The sequence below is a fragment of the Marinobacterium sp. xm-m-383 genome (assembly GCF_013283255.1).
GTDB lineage: Bacteria > Pseudomonadota > Gammaproteobacteria > Pseudomonadales > Balneatricaceae > Marinobacterium_E.
The window spans coordinates 72,026-89,507 of the sequence record NZ_WBYT01000005.1 but is presented as its reverse complement, the minus strand read 5'-3'; the positions used below and the strand labels follow the sequence as shown (position 1 = coordinate 89,507).

At 48.1% G+C, this 17,482-nt stretch carries 19 protein-coding genes; 3 read left to right on the top strand and 16 right to left on the bottom strand.

The annotated features are described in order from the left end of the window. Window positions 1–2: 2 nt before the first annotated feature. Together XMM383_RS09360 and XMM383_RS09355 are read left to right on the top strand one after the other, a co-directional pair. Window positions 3–590, top strand: coding sequence for an SIS domain-containing protein (locus XMM383_RS09360; protein ID WP_173481293.1), 588 nt, complete (start codon window positions 3–5; stop codon window positions 588–590). A 6-nt stretch (window positions 591–596) separates the two neighbouring features. Next, window positions 597–1,172: a BON domain-containing protein gene (locus tag XMM383_RS09355; RefSeq protein WP_173481294.1), complete on the top strand. Its 576-nt coding sequence runs from the start codon at window positions 597–599 to the stop codon at window positions 1,170–1,172. Between the two features lie 56 nt (window positions 1,173–1,228). Here the strand turns inward: XMM383_RS09355 and XMM383_RS09350 are convergent, their stop codons facing one another. From XMM383_RS09350 to aceE, 12 genes are all read right to left on the bottom strand, one after another. Then, window positions 1,229–1,678 (bottom strand): ClpXP protease specificity-enhancing factor, encoded by a 450-nt coding sequence (locus XMM383_RS09350; protein WP_173483074.1) that lies wholly within the window; start codon window positions 1,676–1,678, stop codon window positions 1,229–1,231. A 3-nt stretch (window positions 1,679–1,681) separates the two neighbouring features. Next, on the bottom strand, window positions 1,682–2,314 hold the full coding sequence (gene sspA / locus XMM383_RS09345; protein WP_173483075.1) for a stringent starvation protein SspA: 633 nt from the start codon (window positions 2,312–2,314) through the stop codon (window positions 1,682–1,684). A 93-nt stretch (window positions 2,315–2,407) separates the two neighbouring features. Then, window positions 2,408–3,181: a cytochrome c1 gene (locus XMM383_RS09340; RefSeq protein ID WP_173481297.1), complete on the bottom strand. Its 774-nt coding sequence runs from the start codon at window positions 3,179–3,181 to the stop codon at window positions 2,408–2,410. Then, entirely contained in the window at window positions 3,181–4,437 is a 1,257-nt protein-coding gene (locus XMM383_RS09335; protein WP_173481298.1) for a cytochrome bc complex cytochrome b subunit, read from the bottom strand. Before XMM383_RS09335 ends, XMM383_RS09340 begins: the two co-directional genes overlap by 1 nt. Then, entirely contained in the window at window positions 4,437–5,033 is a 597-nt protein-coding gene (gene petA / locus XMM383_RS09330) for a ubiquinol-cytochrome c reductase iron-sulfur subunit (RefSeq protein ID WP_173481299.1), read from the bottom strand. The genes XMM383_RS09335 and petA overlap by 1 nt, the downstream gene beginning before the upstream one ends. Before the next feature lie 289 nt (window positions 5,034–5,322). After that, a complete protein-coding gene (rpsI, locus tag XMM383_RS09325) occupies window positions 5,323–5,715 on the bottom strand; it encodes a 30S ribosomal protein S9 (RefSeq protein ID WP_173481300.1) in 393 nt (130 codons plus the stop codon). Window positions 5,716–5,728: 13 nt separating this feature from the next. Further along, the gene (rplM, locus tag XMM383_RS09320) at window positions 5,729–6,160 is read right to left on the bottom strand and encodes a 50S ribosomal protein L13 (RefSeq protein ID WP_173481301.1); all 432 of its coding nucleotides are present in this window, start codon (window positions 6,158–6,160) and stop codon (window positions 5,729–5,731) included. Window positions 6,161–6,454: 294 nt separating this feature from the next. Beyond that, window positions 6,455–7,564 carry a cell division protein ZapE gene (gene zapE / locus XMM383_RS09315; protein WP_173481302.1) on the bottom strand — a complete coding sequence of 370 codons (1,110 nt, stop codon included), beginning with the start codon at window positions 7,562–7,564 and terminating at the stop codon, window positions 6,455–6,457. Between the two features lie 70 nt (window positions 7,565–7,634). Further along, window positions 7,635–8,342, bottom strand: coding sequence for an LrgB family protein (locus XMM383_RS09310; protein ID WP_173506472.1), 708 nt, complete (start codon window positions 8,340–8,342; stop codon window positions 7,635–7,637). Further along, a complete protein-coding gene (locus XMM383_RS09305; protein ID WP_173494846.1) occupies window positions 8,339–8,689 on the bottom strand; it encodes a CidA/LrgA family protein in 351 nt (116 codons plus the stop codon). Before XMM383_RS09305 ends, XMM383_RS09310 begins: the two co-directional genes overlap by 4 nt. A gap of 135 nt (window positions 8,690–8,824) precedes the next feature. Beyond that, a complete protein-coding gene (gene aceF, locus XMM383_RS09300) occupies window positions 8,825–10,783 on the bottom strand; it encodes a dihydrolipoyllysine-residue acetyltransferase (RefSeq protein ID WP_173494845.1) in 1,959 nt (652 codons plus the stop codon). 39 nt (window positions 10,784–10,822) lie between these two features. After that, entirely contained in the window at window positions 10,823–13,480 is a 2,658-nt protein-coding gene (gene aceE / locus XMM383_RS09295; RefSeq protein WP_371731458.1) for a pyruvate dehydrogenase (acetyl-transferring), homodimeric type, read from the bottom strand. A 337-nt stretch (window positions 13,481–13,817) separates the two neighbouring features. Between aceE and XMM383_RS09290 the strand changes: the two genes are divergently transcribed. After that, entirely contained in the window at window positions 13,818–14,717 is a 900-nt protein-coding gene (locus tag XMM383_RS09290; protein WP_173483077.1) for an AEC family transporter, read from the top strand. A gap of 43 nt (window positions 14,718–14,760) precedes the next feature. On the opposite strand, the gene XMM383_RS09285 is transcribed toward XMM383_RS09290, so the two are convergent. The 4 genes from XMM383_RS09285 to XMM383_RS09270 form a co-directional block, all read right to left on the bottom strand. Beyond that, window positions 14,761–15,057, bottom strand: coding sequence for a ComEA family DNA-binding protein (locus XMM383_RS09285; RefSeq protein ID WP_173481307.1), 297 nt, complete (start codon window positions 15,055–15,057; stop codon window positions 14,761–14,763). Between the two features lie 208 nt (window positions 15,058–15,265). Further along, entirely contained in the window at window positions 15,266–15,994 is a 729-nt protein-coding gene (pyrF, locus tag XMM383_RS09280; RefSeq protein WP_173481308.1) for an orotidine-5'-phosphate decarboxylase, read from the bottom strand. Window position 15,995: 1 nt separating this feature from the next. Further along, the gene (gene lapB, locus XMM383_RS09275; protein ID WP_173481309.1) at window positions 15,996–17,180 is read right to left on the bottom strand and encodes a lipopolysaccharide assembly protein LapB; all 1,185 of its coding nucleotides are present in this window, start codon (window positions 17,178–17,180) and stop codon (window positions 15,996–15,998) included. Continuing rightward, entirely contained in the window at window positions 17,177–17,482 is a 306-nt protein-coding gene (locus tag XMM383_RS09270) for a LapA family protein (protein WP_173483079.1), read from the bottom strand. Before XMM383_RS09270 ends, lapB begins: the two co-directional genes overlap by 4 nt.

Genomic DNA, 17,482 nt, shown 5'->3' with positions numbered 1-17,482 from the left:
ATATGGAACTCGAAGAGAGAATCGTCAATCAGTTACACACTGCCTTAGGCATTAGCGCTCAAACCATTGAGCACTACTCGCCGGTGATCGCTGACGCCTCTGAACAGCTGCTAGCCTGTTTAATGTCAGAGCACAAAATCATCTGCGCCGGTAATGGTGCGAGTCAATCGATCGCTAACTACTTCACAACGACGCTTATGCAGCGCTTTCGTGAAGAGCGCCCGGGCCTGCCTGCCATCGCTCTTGGGGCTGACTCCGGTGTCACTACCGGTACCGCAGAAGAGTCTGGCTATGTTCAGACCTATGCGCGCCAAATCCAGGCATTGGGTCAACCCGGTGATGTTTTAGTATTAATCTCATCTTCAGGTAATGATCGTAACCTCATTCAAGCAATTCAAGCGGCACACGACCGTGAAATGCAGGTGATCGCGATCACGGGTCGTGACGGCGGAAATATTACGGCGCTACTGGAGCCAACAGAGATTGAGATCTGCGTAGCAGCAGAGGACGATCCAGCGATCCACCTGGCACAGATGCTGACCCTTCAATGCCTTCTCGATCTTATTGAATATCAACTTTTTGGAGCTTAACTTGCCATGAAAAAAGTCCTAGCCACTCTTGTGATGACAACAACTCTAGTAACGGGTTGTTCTACCATCGTAAGCTCATCACGTGAGGAGCCGATTCGCGAAGACGTTGGAAATCGTACACTGGGTAACATCATCGAAGATGAAGCCATTGAGCTAAAAGTCATGGTCAACCTAAGTAAAGGATCGGCACCACTGGCTCAGTCTCACATCAATGTGAAAAGCTTTAACGGCCAGGTGTTATTAACGGGTCAGGTGCCTAATGAGAATGTTCGCCAAGAGGCTGAGCAGATCGTTGGACAGACACGAGAAGTCAAACGCATCCACAACGAACTTGAGATTGCAGGACCAAGCTCAACGATTGTACGCAGTAACGACATCTACCTAACCAGCCGCGTTAAACTGAAACTCCTAAGTGACAAGTCAATTGAGGGGCTACGCGTTAAGGTTGTCACCGAAAATGGCATTGTCTACTTGATGGGCTTGGTTAGCCAGCGCGAAGCCGATCAAGCCGTAGCGATTGTGCGTGAAGTACCCGGTGTGCAGCGCATTGTTAAAGTATTTGAGTACGTGCCACTGCCATAAGCAGCTAACAGGCACAAAAAAGGGAGCTAATTGCTCCCTTTTTATTATCTCATCGCCTATTTAACGACACGCAAGCCAGGCCTTTTGGCAGCATCAGGTTTAGCAGCTGAGGCTTCTGCCGTCACTGCTTCAGTACTCCCTGGCTCTGCATGCGCCTTTTCTAGCACAAGATTAAGTGCTTCGGCACCCGGCTCCATACCAAACCCCATACCGACACCGTTCTCGCGGGCAAAAATAGCGATCAGCGCCGCCATCGGTACATAGACTTGTCGAGGCGTTCCTGAAAAGCGAGCGTTGAAGCTGAGCGCCTCATTGTCCATGTAGAGATCACGTACAGCGCCGGGCGCTATATTGAGTGTGATCTGCCCATCTTTGACAAATTCTTGAGGAACATCGGTGCCTGGTACCAGAGCATCAACAGCAATATGGGGCGTTAGATCCATATCTAAGAGCCACTCATTGAGGGCTCTTAGCAGGTAACCACGCGAGGGGGTTAGTTCAGACACAGATTACTCGCGAATCTCGCGCTCTGCTTCTGATAGTGACTCTTGGAAAGATTCACGATCAAATAGGCGATCCATGTAAGCGATCAGCGGCTTACACTGAGCTTCTGGAAGCTCAATACCCATCGCAGGCAGACGCCATAGAATGGGAGCAATAACACAATCGACCAAGCTAAACTCTTCACTCATGAAGTACGGCTTCTCTTGGAAGATCGGTGAGATTGCCACTAGGCTGTCACGCAGCTCTTTGCGTGCAGCATCGATCTCTTCTTCGCTACCCTTCTTGTTAAGAATGGTATCAGCGTAGCGACACCAGTCGCGTTGAATACGGTAGATGTAGAGACGGCTCTCTGCACGAGCTACAGGGTATACCGGCAACAATGGAGGGTGTGGAAAACGCTCATCCAAATACTCCATCATCACATTCGATTCAAACAGAACCAGTTCGCGATCAAGCAGTGTTGGTAGGCTGTTGTATGGGTTAAGAGCAGCAACATCTTCTGGCAACTCATCATCTTGGCAGTCGACAATATCAACCGCTACACCTTTTTCCGCCAGAACAATGCGAACTCGATGGCTGTAATGATCAGCTCCATCAGAGAAAAAGGTCATTGAAGAACGTTTAGCTACCACGCCCATCTACTACTCCAAAAATTAACAGATATTAGAAACAAAAAATCTACGCACCCCGATGGAATACGTAGATTTTATAATTTAACAGAAATCGAACGTTTAGTGTATGTCTTTCCAGTACTCTTTCTTCAATGCAAACGCGATAAAGAAGAAGAAGAACAAGAAGATCAATACGTTCGTACCGATACGGTGCGAATCTGCTTTAGACGGTTCCGCCATGTAAGCCATGTAGTTAACAAGGTCGTAGATCACCTTATCGAACTCAGCAGGCTCAAGTGAACCAGTGCCATTATCGACCGTTAGACAGCCTGGTTTAGCGACACCTGTTAGTGGATCGATTTCAGACTCTAAACCACGGTGCAGCAGCTCTTCCTGTGAACAACGAAGTGTCACTGTACCTTGAAGATCTTCCAACACATTAGGCATACCCACATCTTTAAAGACGGCGTTGTTAACACCCCATGGGCGCGACTCATCTTTGTAGAAGCTCTTAAGGTAAGTGTATACCCAATCTGGACCACGTAGACGTGTCTCTAGCGTTAGATCTGGTGGAGGATTACCGAAGAATGTTGCCGAATCAGAAGACTTCATAGCGATCGTCATCTGCTCACCGATCTTCTTGTCACCGAAGATGAGGTGCTCCTCAACCAGATTCGCAGGGATGTTTAGATCCGTCGCTGAACGCTCGTAACGCTGGTACTGAGCTGAGTGACAGCCAAGACAACGGTTAACAAACGTCGCCATACCACGCTGCAAAGAGGCTTCGTTGGTACGATCCAGTTCAATATGTTCCAGTGGCATTTTTGCACCACCAGCAGCCAAAGCTACTGATGGAATAAGGGCCACTACTAGAGTAAGTAGAAACTTTTTCATTAGCCTGTCACCCTCTCTGGTACTGGTTTAGTGCTTTCCATGCGTGTGTACCATGGCATTAGGATAAAGAATGCAAAGTACAAAGCAGTACAGATCTGAGCAAGCAGAGTACGCTCTGGCGTTGCTGGAATCGCACCTAAAACACCCAGAATGACAAAACAGATCGCAAATACGAGCAACCAGATTTTAGACAACCAGCCTTTGTAGCGGATCGACTTAACTGGGCTGCGATCTAGCCAAGGCAGTACGAACAGGATCGCAATTGCAGCACCCATTGCAACGACACCCCAGAACTTAGCATCCAAGCCAAACAGTGGGAAAGTAATCGCACGCAGGATTGCATAGAAAGGTGTGAAGTACCAAACCGGTGCAATATGCTCAGGCGTTTTCAGCGGATTCGCAGGCTCAAAGTTTGGCTTCTCTAGGAAGTAACCGCCACCCTCAGGGAAGAAGAATACAACCGTACAGAAAACAAACAGGAAGACGACAACGCCGACAATGTCTTTAACTGTGTAGTAAGGGTGGAAAGGGATACCGTCTAGAGGTACGCCATTCTCATCTTTCTTCTCTTTGATCTCTACACCGTCTGGGTTGTTAGAGCCCACTTCGTGTAGTGCGATGATGTGAAGTACTACAAGCGCTAGAATGACGATTGGCAGCGCAATAACGTGAAGCGCGAAGAAGCGGTTCAGAGTGATGCCTGAGATCAAGAAGTCACCACGAATCCACTGCTGCAGATCAGCACCTACGACAGGAATAGCACCGAATAGCGATACAATTACCTGTGCACCCCAGTAAGACATCTGTCCCCAAGGCAGTAGGTAACCCATGAACGCTTCAGCCATCAGCGCTAGGTAGATGGTCATACCAAACAGCCACACAAGCTCACGAGGCTTACGGTAAGAGCCGTACATCATGCCACGGAACATATGTAGATAGACAACTACGAAGAAGGCCGATGCACCGGTAGAGTGCAAGTAGCGCAGCAACCAACCGTATTCAACATCACGCATGATGTATTCAACAGAGGCAAAGGCACCTTCAGCGCTTGGGTTGTAGCTCATTGTTAGCCAGATACCCGTTAGGATCTGGTTAACTAGAACCAATAGAGCAAGAGAGCCAAAGAAGTACCAAAAGTTAAAGTTTTTTGGTGCGTAGTATTTTGCTAGGTGATCATCCCAAAGTGCTGTCGCTGGGAAACGATCATCGATCCAGCCCATGAAGCCTGGATTACCCTTATTGCGTGAACCAGCCATTATGCAGTCTCCGTATCGACACCGATAACAAGCGTATTGTCATCAAGGTAAGAGTGAGGAGGAATGACCAGGTTAGTCGGTGCAGGAACACCCGCATAAACACGACCAGACAGGTCAAAACGAGAACCGTGACATGGACAGAAGAAACCGCCCAACCACTCAGGACCCATATCATCTGGAGCCACTTCAGGGCGGTAAGTTGGTGAACAGCCCAAGTGTGTACAGATACCAACCATTACCATGATCTCTGGGCGCAAAGAGCGAGCAGATGTTCCTGGAATGTATTCTGGCTGCTGAGGTTTCTCTGAACTTGGATCAGCCAACTGGCCGTTCAGTTTTTCTAGGTTCGCCAATGCTTCTTCAGTGCGTCGTACAACCCATACAGGCTTACCACGCCACTCAACAATCATCTGCTGACCTGGCTCTAGCTTGCTGATATCCGCCTTAACAGGTGCACCAGCGGCTTTCGCCTTGGCACTAGGATTCCAGGAAGCGACGAAAGGTACGGCTACTCCAATTGCGCCCACTGCACCCGCTGCAGATGTAGCACCAATTAGAAGTCGACGCCGGCCTTTATTTACGCCGTCATTGCTCATCAACTACTCTCCCTTAATTGGTCTAATCGAGGGATCACCTCAAATAGACGGAGCGAAACGAAAGATAAAATCCGTTTAACATGAGATCTCGAACTATCGGATTGAGACCTCTATCTGGCGCGAAATGGTAAAGAAAAGACCCTATTTTTTCAAGGTGACAGGTCAAGGAAAGGCCCGCCAATAGTCGTATTCAGGGGTGTTTAGAGAGACTAAATAATCATAAGGTTATAACGAAAAAAAACCCAAGCGATTGCTTGGGTTTTTTTGTGGCTGTAGAGCCGAAAACGAATTAACGTTTTGAGAACTGTGGTTTCTTACGTGCTTTACGTAGACCCACTTTCTTACGTTCAACTTCACGAGCGTCACGAGTAACGAAACCAGCTTGACGAAGTGTAGGACGTAGAGTCTCATCGTACTCCATAAGAGCGCGAGTGATACCGTGACGGATAGCACCAGCTTGGCCGAAACCGCCACCGCCAGTAACCGTTACGTATACGTCGAATTTCTCAGCAGTTTCAGTCAGTTGAAGTGGCTGCATCACGATCATACGTGCAGTTTCACGACCGAAGTACTGCTCAAGAGTACGGTTGTTGATAGAAACAGAACCAGTGCCTGGACGTAGGAAAACGCGGGCAGTGGAAGTTTTGCGACGGCCAGTGCCGTAGTACTGAGTAGTTGCCATTGTTCGTTTTCCCTTAGATGTTCAATTCTTTAGGCTGCTGAGCAGTGTGCGGATGTTCCGTACCTGCATATACTTTCAGCTTGCTGTACATCGCACGACCTAGAGGGCCTTTTGGCAGCATGCCTTTAACAGCAAGTTCAATCGTACGCTCAGGGAAAGTCTGGATCATCTTATTGAAGTTTGCTTCTTTAAGACCACCCGGGAAACCAGAGTGACGGTAGTACATTTTGTCGTTACGTTTGTTACCAGTAACGTGTACTTTTTCAGCGTTAACAACGACGATGTAATCGCCAGTATCAACGTGCGGAGTGTATTCCGCTTTATGCTTACCGCGTAGGCGGCGAGCGATTTCAGTTGCTAGACGACCAAGGGTTTTACCTTCTGCGTCAACAACGTACCAGTCGCGTTTTACTTCGGCTGGCTTAGCGCTAACAGTGTATGACATTGTATTTTCCTACTATAAGTCTCGAATCAAAATCGAGGATAGATCCCGACTTACCTTATAATTATTCGTTGTGTGGTAATCACAACCTTCCATTCCGCAATTACGCGGAGCGCGGATTATACAGGAATTTATGCTTATAAAACCAGTGTAAATTGAATTTTTTTTAGGTGGTTGGAAGCGTTGCTTTAAGCTCTGGAAAACCGCCGATAGGGTCGTGTCAGGCTGAAGCCAGACACGGACAGGTTGTAGATAGCACATTCGGTGACTGGCTTCAGCCTGTCACCCGCTTTCAACTTACGCTCTATGCTCTCTCGCCAGGTACTCATGCGACTGCATCTCAAGCAGTCGAGATTTGGTTCGTTCGATCTCAAACTCCAATCGACCCTCTGTGTAGATCTCATGAATGGGCTTTTCGGCTGAGATAATCAACTTCACACCGCTGTCATAAAACTCATCGACTAGGTTGATAAAGCGACGCGCTGCATCATCATTGGTACGCCCAAGCTGTGGAACATTACTTAGGAGTACAGCATGGTAGAGTTTCGCCAACTCAATGTAGTCGTTTTGTGAGCGCGCCCCTTCACACAGCGCACTGAAGTCAAACCAGATCACATCCTCACAAGCTTTACGAGCCGTTAACATGCGGTTGTTGATCTCAATCGACAGGTTCTCTTCTAACTCTTCAAGATCTGGTGCCAAACCATTAAAGCTCTTCTCAAGCGACTCATCAGCACCATCATCCAGTGGCCAGTGGTAGAGTTCAGCTTGCTCAAGTGTTCTTAAACGGTAATCGATGCCACTGTCGACGTTCACGACCTCGGTGTACTGATTAAGCAGCGCAATGGCTGGCATAAAGCGCGCACGTTGCAGACCATTCTCATAGAGACCATCAGGCACGATGTTGGAGGTCGCTACAAGAGAGACGCCGCGGGCAAATAGCTCTTCAAGCAAGCTACCCAGGATCATCGCGTCGGTGATATCAGAGACGAAAAACTCATCAAAACAGATAATCCGCGTCTCTCTCGAGTACTTCTCAGCGATGGTAACCAAAGGGTTTTTAGTGCCATCTAAAGCTTTCAGCTCAGCATGGACTCGCTGCATGAAACGGTGAAAGTGCGTACGCATCTTTCTCTCGAAGGGCAGCGTGTCATAGAAGGTATCCATCAAGTAGGTCTTACCACGACCCACACCACCCCAGAAATAGAGACCTTTAATCGGCTCCACCTTCTCTTTCACCACTTTTTGCTTAAGACGACCCAGAAGTCCTGGAGCCGGCGCATTCTCAGCTTCAATTAGCTGATCATGAAGTCGCTGCAAGTGTTCAACGGCCATCTCTTGAGTGGCGTCGTATGAAAAGTCGTCGCGCTGCAAATCCTTTTTGTAGCGCTCTAGTGGAGTACTCATTGGCAATAATGACCTATTAATCCTTCAATCTCGGCGCGAACTTTACTGCTGTTGCCTCTCTATTTCAAATTCAGCCGATAACAATTGGTAGTAGGAAGGCTGTTAATAGACCGGTCAATCCCATCGCCAAGCCAACAAAAGCACCGGCTACTGCACCCACCTCCAACGCTACGGCCGTGCCAAAACCATGGGAGGTCAAACCCAATACGAAGCCTCGAACAGCCTGATCCTCAACTCGCATTCGCTTAAGAATGATCGGCACCAAAATACTACCCATCACCCCGGTCACTAACACCAAAGCAGCGGCCAAGGAGGGTAACCCTCCAATCTTCTCCGCAATACCCAAAGCGATAGGCGATGTAACTGACTTCGGTGCTACTGACATCAAGGTTTCAGCTCGAGCATCAAATAGCCAAGCCACACCAACTGCAGAGAGTGAGGCCACCAGTGCACCCACTGCACTGGAGACTAATATCGGCAACCAGAGCCTACGAATCTCATCAAAATATTGGAACATCGGTACTGCCAGCGCCACCGTCGCAGGCCCGAGTAGGAAGTGAATAAACTGAGCACCTGAGAAATAGGTCTCATAAGGTGTTCCGGTCACCAACAACATAAGAATCAGGACAACCATGCTGATCAAGACAGGATGTAAGATGGGCGAACGATCTGCACGTTGATAGAGCAAATTCGCCAAGGTAAACACAGCCAAGGTCAACACAATCCATATCAGAGGTCGGGCAGCAAAGTAGACCCAAAAGTCGGTTCCTATAATCACTTCTCACCCCCTACCCGCTTCATTAACCACTGAAACAGAGCCGCCGTCAAAATTGTCGCCAGAATGGTCGATATCAATAGAGCCAATAGAATGATCCACCACTCGCTGGCCAGTAGATCAAAGTGCAGCACCAATCCCACACCAGCAGGTATGAACAGAAGCGCTAAATTCGATAGCAATCCATCGCTGGTGATTTTAAGTGAATCTGGAATACGGCCGAGCCCTAACAGACCAAACAACAGCAGAACCAAACCGATGACAGGACCCGGTAGCGGCAACCCCAATACAACAACCAGCGACTCACCCAACAGCTGAAATGCCAGCAGTATTAAAAACCCTTGAATCATAATGCACCTCCAAATTTAAAGCGTATCACGATCGCTAATTCCGAATAACAAAATACATTTTACTTTGTAAAAAATAGAGAGTTTGAAACAAAAAAACCCTGCAGTGCAGGGCTTTTATAAGTGAGTTCTCTTAACTTACAAAACCAAACGACGAATATCGCTTAGCAATCCGTTAAGATCTGTTAGGAATCGACCCGCATCGCCGCCGTTGATCGCACGGTGGTCATACGACAGGCAGAGTGGCAGCATCAAGCGAGGCTCAAACTCCTTACCATTCCAACGCGGCTTGATATCCGCTTTAGAGACACCCAGGATAGCCACTTCAGGCGCATTCACGATAGGGGTGAAACCTGTACCGCCGATACCACCAAGACTAGAGATTGTGAAACACGCTCCCTGCATCTCATTTGGCTTGAGCTTACGATCCTTCGCTTTACCCGCCAGCTCAATCGCTTCATTAGAGAGCTCGTAGATACTCTTCTTGTCTGCATCCTTGATAACAGGAACCATCAGACCGTTAGGGGTATCAACCGCAATACCAATGTTTACAAACTTCTTGTAGACAATGTGCTCACCATCCGCATCCAGAGAAGCGTTAAACTTCTGATGACGCGTTAGTGCAATCGCAGCCGCTTTGATCAAGAAAGGAAGTGGTGTCAGTTTCACACCCTGCTTAGCCGCTTCATCCTTCATCTCCTTACGGAAAGCTTCAAGTTCGGTAATGTCAGCATCATCAAACTGAGTCACATGAGGGATGTTCAACCAGCAGCGAGACATATTGTCACGGGTGATCTTATCGATCTTGCTTAGCTTAACTTTCTCGATCTCACCAAACTTACTGTGATCTACCGCAGGAATTGCAGGTATACCACTTCCACCAGTCACCGCGGTAGCAGGAGCTGAATCCAACTTCTGTAGCGCACCTTTAACGTAGGCTTGAACATCCTGCTTAACAATACGACCCTTGCGGCCAGAACCCGTTACTTTGGAGAGATCCACACCATACTCACGCGCAATGGCGCGAACGGCAGGACCAGCATGAACTGAGCGATTACGCTTCTCTAGATCCACTAAATCCGTTGTTGATGCAACTGGAGCTGGTTTCTCAGGTGCTGCTGACTGCGCTGGAGCAGGCGCTGAAGCCGCTGGTGCAGGTGCAGGTGCAGAAACAGGAGCTGCTGCAGGAGCAGTGCCTACCACCTCAAGCTCTAATAGAAGATCACCTTCGTTAACTTTATCGCCTTCGCTGATCTTCATCGATTTAATGACACCAGCCGCTGGTGACGGAACTTCCATTGAAGCTTTGTCGGTCTCAAGCGTAATCAGGCTATCGCCTTCAGCGACACTATCACCCTCTTTGACCAACACCTCGATCACATCGACATCCGATGCACCACTTAGATCTGGGATTAATACAGACTCAACGCCGCCTGTCGGTGCCGCTGCAACAGGCGCTGACACTTCAGCAGGTGCCGCAGCAGGTGAAGCTTCAACAGGTGCTGATACTGGCGCAGCTGCACCGGCTACTTCAAGCTCGATCAGTAGATCGCCTTCATTGACCTTGTCACCCTCGGCAATCGTTAGCGCTTTAACGACACCCGATGCTGGAGAGGGAACTTCCATAGAAGCCTTGTCTGTCTCTAGAGTGATTAGGCTATCACCTTCAGACACCGCATCACCGACAGCGACCAACACCTCGATTACATCCACATCAGATGCACCGCTCAGGTCTGGAATTAGAACCTGTTCGATAGTCGACGCAGCCGCCACTGGAGCAGCCGACTCTACAGGCGCAGAGACTGGCTCAATCGATTCTGGCTCAGCAACGGCTGCTTCAGCCGGTGCAGACTCAGAAGAGGCAATCTCAATTTCCATTAACAGATCGCCCTCATTGACTGTGTCGCCTTCTGAAATTGCCATCGACACAATCTTACCTGCTTGCGGTGAAGGCACTTCCATAGAGGCTTTATCGGTCTCTAGTGTAATCAGGCTATCGCCCTCAGCGACCACATCCCCAGCAGCCACAAGTACTTCAATCACATCAACGTCAGTTGCGCCGCTGAGATCTGGAATGTTTACAGTAATAGTACTCACAGTTATCTCCTTACGAATTCTTCAAAGTTCTCAATCGACTTAAACCGTCCAAGGTGCTGGTTTATCCGGGTTGATGTTGAACTTCTGAATCGCGCTAGCGACAACTGAAGCTTCGATTTTGCCCTCTTCCTGAAGTGCTTTAAGCGCTGCTACAGCGACGTAGTAACGGTTAACTTCGAAGAAGCTACGCAGTTTGCTGCGTGTATCTGAACGACCGAAACCATCAGTACCCAGTACTTTGTAGCGACGTGGAATGTACTCACGCAGCTGATCAGCATACATACGCATGTAATCTGTAGAAGCGATAACAGGACCCTCGTGACCTTTCAAAGATTGCTCTAGGAAGGACTCACGTGGTTGCTCTTCTGGGTGAAGCATGTTCCAGCGATTCACTTCCATCGCATCGCGAGTCAGTTCGTTGATCGATGTTGTGCTCCAGACATCGGCCTCAACACCAAACTCCTCACGAAGGATGGTGGCACCTTCGCGCACTTCACGAAGGATTGAACCACAACCGAACAGCTGAACACGAAGGTCCGCTTTCTTACCCTCTTCAAGCAGGTAGATACCCTTAACAATACCCTCTTCAGCTCCGACAGGCATCTCTGGATGCTGGTAGTTCTCATTAAGGGTAGTGATGTAGTAGAACTTATTCTCTTGCTCTTGATACATACGACGCATGCCGTCTTGCACAATCACCGCAACTTCATAGCCGTAAGTTGGGTCGTAAGAGATACAGTTTGGAATCATCTGCGCCATCAGGTGTGAATGACCGTCCTGGTGTTGCAAACCTTCACCATTTAACGTCGTACGACCTGAGGTTGCACCAATCAAGAAACCGCGCGCTTGTGAGTCACCCGCCGCCCAAGTTAGATCCATAACACGTTGGAAACCGAACATTGAGTAGAAGATGTAGAACGGAATCAGTGTACAGTTACTATTCGAGTAAGCTGTTGCACAAGCCAGCCATGCAGAGAATGCACCCGACTCGTTGATACCCTCTTCAAGGATCTGACCTGACTTGCTCTCTTTGTAGAACATGATCTGGTCATGGTCATGCGGTACGTACTTCTGACCTTCAGAGGTGTAGATACCCAACTGACGGAACATACCTTCCATACCAAAGGTACGTGCTTCATCAGGGACGATCGGCACGACTCGCTCACCAAGATTCTTATCTTTAACGATAGAACTTAGCACACGGTTAAATGCCATCTGTGTTGATAGCGAACGTTCGCCACTCGATTTAAGCTGACCTGCGAAGGTATCCAGAGCAGGCACTTCAAGCTGTTCAAACTCAGTACGACGAATTGGGTAGAAACCACCAAGTTTCTTACGCGCACCCAACATGTACTTCATCTCAGGTGAATCTGGACTTGGGCGGTAGTATGGCAGCTCTTTTAGCTGATCATCTTCAACTGGAATATTAAAGCGATCACGGAAATCTTTAAGATCATCCAGTGCCACTTTCTTCATCGAGTGAGTATCGTTTTTCGCTTCACCCGATTTACCAGTACCGTAACCTTTTACAGTTTGAGCCAAGATAACCGTTGGCTGACCTTTGTGCTCAACCGCAGCCTTGTAGGCAGCGTACACTTTGTATGGGTCATGACCGCCACGGTTAAGGTTCATGATATCGTCATCAGACATATCCTTAACCAGCTCAAGAAGCTCAGGGTATTTACCAAAGAAGTGCTCGCGTGTGTAAGCACCGCCGTTCGCCTTCATGTTCTGAAGTTCGCCGTCGACCACTTCGTCCATACGCTTCTGCAGTAGACCCGTCTTATCGCGTTCAAACAGCGGATCCCAGTGACGACCCCATAGACACTTGATGACGTTCCAACCCGCACCGCGGAAGACACTCTCTAGCTCTTGAACGATCTTACCGTTACCACGAACCGGACCATCCAAACGCTGCAAGTTACAGTTAACGACGAATATAAGGTTCTCTAACTGCTCGCGACCAGCCAGTGAGATAGCACCCAAGGATTCTGGTTCATCACACTCACCATCACCTAGGAATGCCCAAACTTTACGATCACCACGTTTAACCAAATCACGTGCAGACATGTAACGCATCACGTGTGCCTGGTAAATGGCTTGGATTGGACCTAGACCCATAGAGACGGTTGGGAACTGCCAGAAATCAGGCATCAACCAAGGGTGTGGGTAAGACGATAGACCATTACCATCAACTTCACGACGGAAGTTGTCTAACTGCTCTTCAGTCAGACGGCCTTCAAGGTAAGCACGTGCATAGATGCCTGGTGAGATGTGGCCTTGGAAGAAGACCATATCAGCATCTTGCTCGCCTTCGTTACCACGGAAGAAGTGGTTAAAACCGATATCATAAAGTGTTGCTGAAGATGAAAATGAAGAGATGTGACCGCCAAGTCCCTCATCGTTGTCATTCGCTCGCATCACCATCGCCATCGCGTTCCAGCGGATGAAGGAACGGATGCGGCGCTCCATAAATAGATCACCAGGAAGAGGCGCTTCGTTCTGTGGCGCTATAGTGTTTTTATAGGGTGTGCTCAACTCTGAACAGTTTTCAACACCTAACTCAGCCGCTTTGGCACCCAATTTTCTAAGAAGGTAAGACGCTCGATCGCTGCCTTCATGTTGCGCAACTGACTCTAATGCCTGAAGCCACTCATCCGTTTCAATTGGGTCGATATCTTCAATGATTTCGTTCACAGTACTCTCCCTTTTGCGCCATTTCCGTTGACGCTTGGACCTTGTAAAAAAGGTACCTGGTTGATCGTTTGAAGCGCAGTCAATCTGCGTCTAGCTTTGATTTATGTAAAAACACTACACAGGCACTCGACTTTAGTCCAGAGATATTTCAGATTTTAGCGACAAGTGTAGCACTATTACGACAACACCCTCTTTTTGCTACGGATAATTGAAAGTTTTTACGCATATGCGAAATAAATAACCAATTTAATTCAATAGTAACGTTTTGTTATATGAAAAATTGAGTCTATTTGGAGTATCCTTTGCCATACTTATTTTTTTGATGTCAGGACTCTCAATGACAACCAGCGCCGATCTTTTATTACTGCTTGAGCGGGTCTTCTCAACCGTATTTCCAATCATTGCCATAGTCACTGCTGGCTACCTTTACGCAAGAAAGGCAAATCCCGACTTACAAGTCGCAAACCGCATCAACATGGATATCTTTTTGCCGGCGCTTATATTCAGTGTTATGGCTGGAAAGAGTTTTGATCTGTACGCACACTTAGATCTAGCGTTAGGGTCTATCGTCATGGTGCTAGGTGCAGGAATAGTGATGAAACCGGTTGCGAAGCTTCTGGGCATCTCTTCTAAAACCTTTGTTCCGCCAATGATGTTCAACAACTGTGGCAACCTAGGTCTGCCTCTAGCACTTCTGGCTTTTGGGGATGCCGGCCTTGCCGCTTTTGTGGTGATGTTCTTAGTGAGCAACCTGTTGCACTTCAGTCTGGGCATTCATATTGTTGATGAGAACGCCAAACTCACAGGGCTTTTTAAGAATCCGATTATCTTATCAACCTTTGCTGGATTAGCTTGGGCGCTATTCAAATTGCCATTGCCTACATGGCTGGCTACACCCATCGATATGTTGGGCCAGATATCGATTCCATTGATGCTGTTTGCATTAGGGGTAAGGATGATCAGTGTCGATCTAAGCCAGTGGAAGATCGGTGTCTATGGAGCCATCTTTTCACCATTAAGCAGCCTAGTATTCGCGATACCCTTTGCTTGGATTATGGGTCTCTCTAAAGAGTTCACCGCCTACATTGTGTTATTTAGCGTACTGCCACCGGCGGTTCTGAACTATATGTTTGCTGAGCGCTACAATCAGCAACCTGAGACGGTTGCTTCTATTGTACTGATCGGAAATTTAGCCAGCCTGGCATTCATTCCTCTCACACTCTTCTTCGTACTTTAATCAGGTTTAGGAGGCCCCTCTGGAGCCTCCTAAGCACTATTCGTTATTCACTCATAGGTTTAGCCGGTTCAAGAAGAATGTATTCCACATTTTTCTCAACGGTGGCGACACCTATTCCACGAACTGCTGTGAGCGCTTCAACAGAGTTAAACGGACCATTCGCATCACGGTAAGCAACAATCGCTTCAGCTTTAGATTGGCCAATCCCATCCAAAGCATCCGCCAGCTCAACGGCATCTGCTGAATTAATGTTAACCGGATAACCTGCCATCGCAGTCGATGAAAACAGTGTAAAGAAGAGTGGTGCTAGAACTCGTGTAGAGAGAGATTTGATGTTCATAGTGAACCTCCATGTCTTATTTGAAATGAGAGCAATCCTTACTCTCACTATTCACACTAGACCATGGATCAAAAAACACCAAAAAATATTTATATTTTTTCGCAGTAAGGTGTCTGGCTTCAGCCTGACACCACTTTAACAGCGGTTATCCAGTAATGCGTGTCATTTGAAAGTGGTGTCAGGCTAAAGGCCAGACACCTCAAAATGTTTACCTTGAACCTAAAGCCAAATCTACTTCTGACTGCACCGCAATGGCCGCGGCTTTAGGATCTTCTGCACCGGTTATTGGACGCCCAACCACCAAATAGGTGCTACCTGCAGCGATTGCTTCAGCAGGTGTCATGATGCGACGCTGATCACCGACTACAGAACCCGCTGGGCGAATACCCGGAGTCACAAGCTGGAACTGATCGGAGGCTTGAGCTCTGATTGCAGCCGCCTCTTGTGCTGAACAGACCACGCCATCAAGTCCTGAACTCTCTGTCAATGTGGCTAAGCGCTTAACCTGATCAATGGGATCGATATCCAAACCCATCTCGGCCAGATCGCTGCGCTCCATACTCGTTAGCACGGTCACCGCAATCAAGGAGGTACGTTGCGGCCCCTGGCTACGCTTCTCAACCTCTTCACGAGCCGCTTCCATCATTCGACGGCCGCCACTGGCATGGACATTAACCATCCAGACCCCCAGCTCGGCTGCAACACCACAGGCTTTTGCAACGGTATTGGGGATGTCATGAAACTTAAGATCCAAGAAGACTTCAAAACCGAGAGCGTGCAGACGTTCAACCACATCAGGCCCACAACGAGTAAATAGCTCCTTACCCACTTTGACACGAGAGACCTCAGGATCTAACTGCTTAGCCATCGCAATGGCGCTATCAGCTTCTGGATAATCTAGGGCAACAATAACGCGTTTGTTATCTTCAATGGACACTCTATTCACCTTCTAAACCTTGGATTGGGCGGATACTACCCCATCGCTTACAACTTGGACACTGCCAAACTAAACTGCGTGCTGCATAACCACAATGACCACAGCGGTAGACCGGTTTTGACATCTCGAGCTGCTGCGTCAACGACCGCAAATTCAACAGACTCTCTCGTGCACTGGATGAGCCATGCTCAATATGCATATCAATTAGGCGGTTAAAACCTTTTACTGATGGGCGACTCTTCAACGCCTCAGTGATAAATAGGCCCGCAGCAAAAACCCCTTCCCTATCTCTTTTCAACTCAGCCAAGGCAAGCATCACGCTGGTTGAGGGGTACTGCTTCATTAAGTCATTTAGATACTGGCTCAAACCAAGCTCATCACCTAAAGCGTCAAAACATCGCCTGAGTGGATTGAGTGTTTCTGGTATAAACAGTGGGTCTTGATCGGCAATGCTTTGCAAGGCTCTAATCGCCGAACGCCATTGCGACTTCAACATGAATACTCGAGCTGAGATGAGATTGGCTCGAACACACTTTGCATCGGTAGACAACGCAAACTCTAACTCTTTAAGTGCAGGGTCTAATTCACCATTAGAGATGTGATTTTGGGCAAGCTCACAGTGATAGTGTGAGAGCTCATTAACAAGCTCTATACGGTTTTTCTTTGGCAAAATATCAGCACTTTGCAGCGCCCGATGCCACTCACCCTCTTGCTCATAGAGACGGATTAGCAGAACGATGGCGCGATATCTTAATTCTGGATAGTCGGTCTGTTTGGCTAGAGGTGCAGCAGCGTCTTCTGCACGATCTAGCAAGCCTAGAGCAAAAAAGTCTCGTGCTAAGGCCAATTTCACACGCTGACGATCATAAACTGAGAGATCTTTACGCTTTAACATGCGCTCATGAATTTGAACGGCACGATCGATATCGCCTTTACGCCTCAGCAGCTTGGCCAACGCAATGTGTGCCGGCAAATTGTCAGAGTTAACCTCAAGGGCATGAATGAACGATTCGATCGCCTCTTCCGTTCGGTTATCAATGAGGTGATCAAGACCTGACAGATAGGCTGGTGGTAGTGCTTGATTGCGACGATCTTTTCTTTTCAGGCGTCGATTACCCAGGTACCAACCTATGGCAACGGCAATCAGTAGAAAGAGAAAAATTAGGTAGGGGGAGTTGGCACTCATTCTGCGCCTCGTTGAACCTCACGATTCAACGTCTCAATCTGTTGCTCAGCATTACGCAACTTACGAGCCGAATTGAGCAATTTAGCACGCAGTGTCAGCACTCGTGCACTGGTCAATAGAATACCGACTAACAGGCCGACAACCATTGAGATGATCAACCAGATCGATAGGCTTGCTTCGGGTAGCTTCACCCAGACCAAATCAATGACGACGGGTGTTGTATTATGAATGGTGAGAACAATGCCCGTTAAAAGAACCAACAGAGCAATCGCTGACGTGATAAGAAGTTTAATCGCTCTCAA